Here is a 5,080-nt window from a genome sequence, read left to right as displayed (position 1 = left end):
CTACTCCTGGCAAACTCTTGGGGCAATTGACTTCTACTTTTTGTCAGTCAACCAGGGTAATACCACTCTCAATAATTTGACCATTGACGACTCTGCAACCCTCAGTTTCCACAACAACATGCGGGAGATGATTAATTTGTGGGACCAACGCTATGGCATCGGTATTCAGAGTCATACACAGTATTTTCGCACCGCTAAAAACTTTGCCTGGTACAAAGATGGCTCTCATCACGATAACGAACTCAATGCTGGTGATGGCACAGTCCAGATGGTGATTAAAGATGGTAATGTTGGCATCGGGACAAACGATCCGACGGCAAAATTATCTATTGCATCATCAACTGACAATAGAGCTCATGATTTCGAACTCAAAAATGATCAAGGGGATACTGTCTTACTGATTGATGCAGCTGCCGGTCAGGAGGCTAAGGCTGTCCTAGAGTTGACAGGAAAGGGTAATGGCAGTAATCACGGGCGTCATGCTTACATTGTTTCTAGTTCAAACTCGGCTAATGACTATGCAACCGACCTAGGTTTTAAAGTTAGAGGCGGAAGTAATTATCACCATGATGATCTAAGTGATGCATTAACAATTAAATACAACGGTAATGTTGGTATTGGCACCACAGATCCAGGTTCATCGAAATTGAAAATTGCCGATTCAACATCAGATTTTGCAGATGTTAGATTTGGTAGCAGTGGAATGGGTCAGTTAGAGATTGTTGGCTGGTCAAGTGGATGGAATATCAATGCTAAAACTGATGGTAAGCATCTTTATCTCAATCCAGATTCTGGTTCAAATTCCAATGTCTATATCGGACGCCACGAAAAACAATTATTTGTACAAGGTAGTGACGGTAATGTTGGCATTGGCACAACGGATCCAGGTTCATCGAAATTAAAAGTACAAGGGAATTTAACTGTCACTGGCAGCTTTAGTGCTAGCAGCAACACCTCTGGTGAGCGTACTCTGCTGATGGAAGCTCCCAGCGACGGTAATCATCGCGGTGACGGTACTCAAGGAGCAACCGGCTTAGTCTATCGAGTGGCAGAAAATCCCCCTGAAGGTGACCCGATCTTCCAAGTCAGAAGCGAAGGAGAAGCAGTTCGTTTATTTGTAGAGCATGATGGATGGACTGGGAGTAGCAGCAATTCTGCATGGTTTGGAGGTACTGAAAGAGCGGTAGTGCCTATGCGGAAGTGTGGGAGTGGTAAGATGAATCTTGTCCAAAAATAGTCCTATGAATGATGGAATGCCCTCTATGCGGTCATCATAAGACCCATCAACAGGTCAAAACTAGTAAGGGAAGCCAACGGTACTACTGTCGAGTGTGCCAACAAACGTTCACTTCTACTTTTGATACTCTTTACTATCGCGCCACAAATTGAACCCAAAACAATTCACACGGTTCTACAGGCTCATGCCTCCGGAAGTAGTTTGAGAGGAGTCAGTCGGACGACTAATCTCGCCTACAATACGGTAGGAACGCCTGCTGCGAGCAGCTACGGTGATTGGACAAATGATTCATAATGCCCGTGTACAGAAGATTGAAACCTCACAAATCAGCGGTGATGAATTTTGGTCATTTGTCCAAAAAAACAAAAACGCTGTCAGTCCAATGAATTGAAAGAAGGAGACTGTTGGTAGGAGATGACTCAAGCATCATCAAGCGGCTTAATTCTGGCCGCTCTTGTAGGTAAACATACTGACCCTATCATCGAAGAATTAATAGTGAATACAGAAGGAAAAACCGATTGTCAACAATGGCGTACTGATGATTGGGGTGGATATAGCGCGAGTTTTACCTCCACAAGTAAGACACATCATCGGTAAAGAGCAGACCCAACAACTAGAGCGAACGTTCCGGGATTGTCCGACAGCAGACGGGTCTCGGGCATCGGCGACAGCAATTTATTTGCCAAGGTCATCGGAGCAGACCTTAGCAACAGTAAGGTTGGTAGTCAGCTATTTCAATTGGATTTGGATTCATAGTCGCTTTGGCAATACGGCGGCACAAAGGTCTGGGTTAGCGTTCGCGTAGCGTGGCCTACGGCCAATCGCCCCTTGGAGTTGGAATGACTTGCGTAACTTACCCACACTTTGCTGATGCACTACCAAAGAGCTAACTACTTTGCAGGTAATGTTGGTATCGGCATTAATCCCGCTGAAGAACCATTACACATTCACTCCGCAGCAGGTCAAGGATTGAAAATTGCTGCAACCAATAAAACTAACATCATAAAATTGCATGTGGCGAGTGGTGATTATGGCTTCCTAAAATTAGGGGGAAGCAATGGAGATACTATATTGCGAGGTGGTGATAATCACAATTCCATTTTCCCTGGTAATCTTAATGTAGGTGGTGGTTTATATGTTACTAATGTCCCTTATGGTGATCACAAAAATGCACAGTGGAAGAGTAGTACGGGACAATTCTATCACGACAATTCTTCCGCTAAAACGAAAGAAAATATCATTTCTCTGGAAGACGATTTTGAGAAAATTTTGACAGTAGAACCCAAGACTTATACACGACCTAACCATCCCAATCGTTGGGAAATTGGATACATTGCTGAGGAGTTTAACGAAATTGGTCTTAACAAACTTGTTTACTATGACGAACAGGGGTTACCTGAAGCAATTAATTACCGAAAAATAAGCATGTACTTAGTTGAAGTTATAAAAGATATGGCTCACAAGAGCAGCAACTATGAACAACGGATCAATCAATTGGAACTTCAACTAAATCAACTAGTGTCAGATGACTAAGTTGAGCAAGACTTGGAGGTAGGGTAAAATGATGGGATTGAAAGCCCAACCAAACAACAACAATCCTAGGGTGGGCATTGCTGAGTAGAATTGTAGGGTGGGAATTGCTGATAAAGATCATTATTGAACACCGAGCAATTACATGGGCAATGCCCACCAATGCCCAAACAACCCAAGATCCATAGTTTATTGACCATAATTTTGACCTTGAGATACCTTTTTATTACCGATTAAATTAAACCATGAAAGAAAAACTCGAACAACGCTTAAAATCCCTAAAATCAGAATATGAAGCTGGTCAAAAAATGCTAGCGGAACTAGAAGCAAAACAAGCCAACCTCCGAGAAACCTTACTCCGCATCAGTGGCGCAATTCAGGTACTCGAAGAAACCTTAGGCCAATCAACTGATACAGAGGAAAACAATACTCAGCCATCGGAGGTAGTTGGTGCTCAAGTAGAGTAGGGAATCGGGAATCGGGAATCGGGAGTCGGGATTTTTATCCTGAGTCTGTCAGCGATCGCTCTTGGTTGTATCTGGGTGCGATCGCTCCTGTTGTGATTACACTCACACTAGAGGAAATTGCTCGCAATTTCCTTCCGTTGGAAACAGGCAATGTCCACCCGACAAGATCAGCGATCGCACTATCAACTACAAAATGCGAACGCGCCCCGCGTGACCATTCGCGAAGCGTGGCCTAAAGGCCAAGGTCAATCGCACTGATTGTGAATTCTGGAAGGGTTGGGGCTTGGAAACCGGCCATGGGTACCCTGGTTGGTGGGCATTGCTCAGATGAATTCCGGCAGGTAGGCGAGTTGGAAACAGGCTTTTCCCACCCTACAAGCTGCTAGGATATAGAGAAACCTGCTCCTACCAACTAATTGCACCTGATAAAAATCCAGAAGAGAAATGAGTGAAAGCCCGGTGTTACCAATTAAGATTCCTAAGGAAGAAATAGAGCAATTTTGCCAGCGTCATCATATTCGCAAATTGTCTTTATTTGGTTCAGTGTTGAGGGATGATTTTACACCGGAGAGTGACCTGGATTTTTTAGTAGAATTTGAACCAGGCAAAACCCCTGGTTTATTTAGGTTAGCCAGTATGGAAATAGAACTTTCAGAACTAGTAGAAGGGAGAAAGATTGATTTAAGAACTCCTAATGAATTAAGTATTTATTTTCGATACAGAGTGATGGCTGAGGCCATGGTGCAGTATGACAGCAATTGACGATTTAACTCGCTTGCACCATATGCAGGATGCAGCAATAGAAGCTCTCGGTTTTATGTCTGGAAAGACCAGAGAAGATTTAGCTAAGGATAGGATGTTGGTGTTGGCAGTTGTTAAAGATTTAGAAATTATTGGGGAAGCGGCAGGTAGAATTTCAGCTGAATGTAGGGGGAGACATGCTGATATTCCTTGGGCAGTGATGATTGGGATGCGAAATCGTTTGACCCATGCTTATTTCTCTATCGATTTAGATATTGTTTGGGGAACGGTGAGGAATGATTTAGTGCCACTGGTTGAGCAATTGCAAAGGGTAATTCAGGAGGAAAGTGAAGGAGAATCGTAGGGTGGGCAAGGCTCTCGGAAGATCAAAATTGAACGCCGAGCAATTAAATGGGCAATGCCCACCAATACCCATTTGAATGTAGAATGAAGAATTGAGAATGTAGAATGAAGAATTGAGATTCGTAGGGTGGGAATTGCTGATAAAGATCATGATTGAACCCCGAACAATTAAATGGGCAATGGCCACCAATACCCATTTGAATGTAGAATGAAGAATTGAGAATGTAGAATGAAGAATTGAGATTCGTAGGGTGGGAATTGCTGATAAAGATCATGATTGAACGGCGAGCAATTACATGGGCAATGGCCACCAATACCCATTTGAATGTAGAATGAAGAATTGAGAATGTAGAATGAAGAATTGAGATTCGTAGGGTGGGCAAGGCTCTCGGAAGATCATGATTGAACCCCGAACAATTAAATGGGCAATGGCCACCAATACCCATTTGAATGTAGAATGAAGAATTGAGAATGTAGAATGAAGAATTGAGATTCGTAGGGTGGGCAAGGCTCTCGGAAGATCATGATTGAACCCCGAACAATTAAATGGGCAATGGCCACCAATACCCATTTGAATGTAGAATGAAGAATTGAGAATGTAGAATGAAGAATTGAGAATCGTAGGGTGGGCAAGGCTCTCGGAAGATCATGATTGAACCCCGAGCAATTACATGGGCAATGGCCACCAATACCCATTTGAATGTAGAATGAAGAATTGAGAATGTAGAATGAAGAATTGAGA

The 5,080-nt window shown here is 43.2% G+C and carries 5 protein-coding genes and 1 pseudogene; all 6 read left to right on the top strand.

Annotated elements, in window-relative coordinates:
- A partial coding sequence (locus BJP37_RS40580; RefSeq protein WP_158069894.1) for a hypothetical protein occupies positions 1 to 1,237 on the top strand: 1,237 nt, incomplete at its 5' end.
- Positions 1,238 to 1,245: 8 nt separating this feature from the next.
- Positions 1,246 to 2,108, top strand: a pseudogene (locus tag BJP37_RS35170) (IS1 family transposase).
- On the top strand, positions 2,108 to 2,770 hold the full coding sequence (locus tag BJP37_RS33920; protein ID WP_075906790.1) for a tail fiber domain-containing protein: 663 nt from the start codon (positions 2,108 to 2,110) through the stop codon (positions 2,768 to 2,770). The pseudogene BJP37_RS35170 and the gene BJP37_RS33920 overlap by 1 nt, the downstream one beginning before the upstream one ends.
- A gap of 242 nt (positions 2,771 to 3,012) precedes the next feature.
- On the top strand, positions 3,013 to 3,234 hold the full coding sequence (locus BJP37_RS33915) for a hypothetical protein (RefSeq protein WP_075906788.1): 222 nt from the start codon (positions 3,013 to 3,015) through the stop codon (positions 3,232 to 3,234).
- A 444-nt stretch (positions 3,235 to 3,678) separates the two neighbouring features.
- Positions 3,679 to 3,996, top strand: a complete 318-nt coding sequence (locus BJP37_RS33910) for a nucleotidyltransferase family protein (RefSeq protein ID WP_075906786.1) — start codon at positions 3,679 to 3,681, stop codon at positions 3,994 to 3,996.
- Positions 3,983 to 4,339, top strand: a complete 357-nt coding sequence (locus BJP37_RS33905) for a HepT-like ribonuclease domain-containing protein (protein ID WP_075906784.1) — start codon at positions 3,983 to 3,985, stop codon at positions 4,337 to 4,339. Before BJP37_RS33910 ends, BJP37_RS33905 begins: the two co-directional genes overlap by 14 nt.
- Positions 4,340 to 5,080 lie beyond the last annotated feature (741 nt).

This window comes from Moorena bouillonii PNG, assembly GCF_001942495.1.
Taxonomy (GTDB): Bacteria; Cyanobacteriota; Cyanobacteriia; order Cyanobacteriales; family Coleofasciculaceae; genus Moorena; species Moorena bouillonii.
Note: the sequence above shows the minus strand (reverse complement) of the source record. Positions and strands in the feature narration are given on the sequence as shown.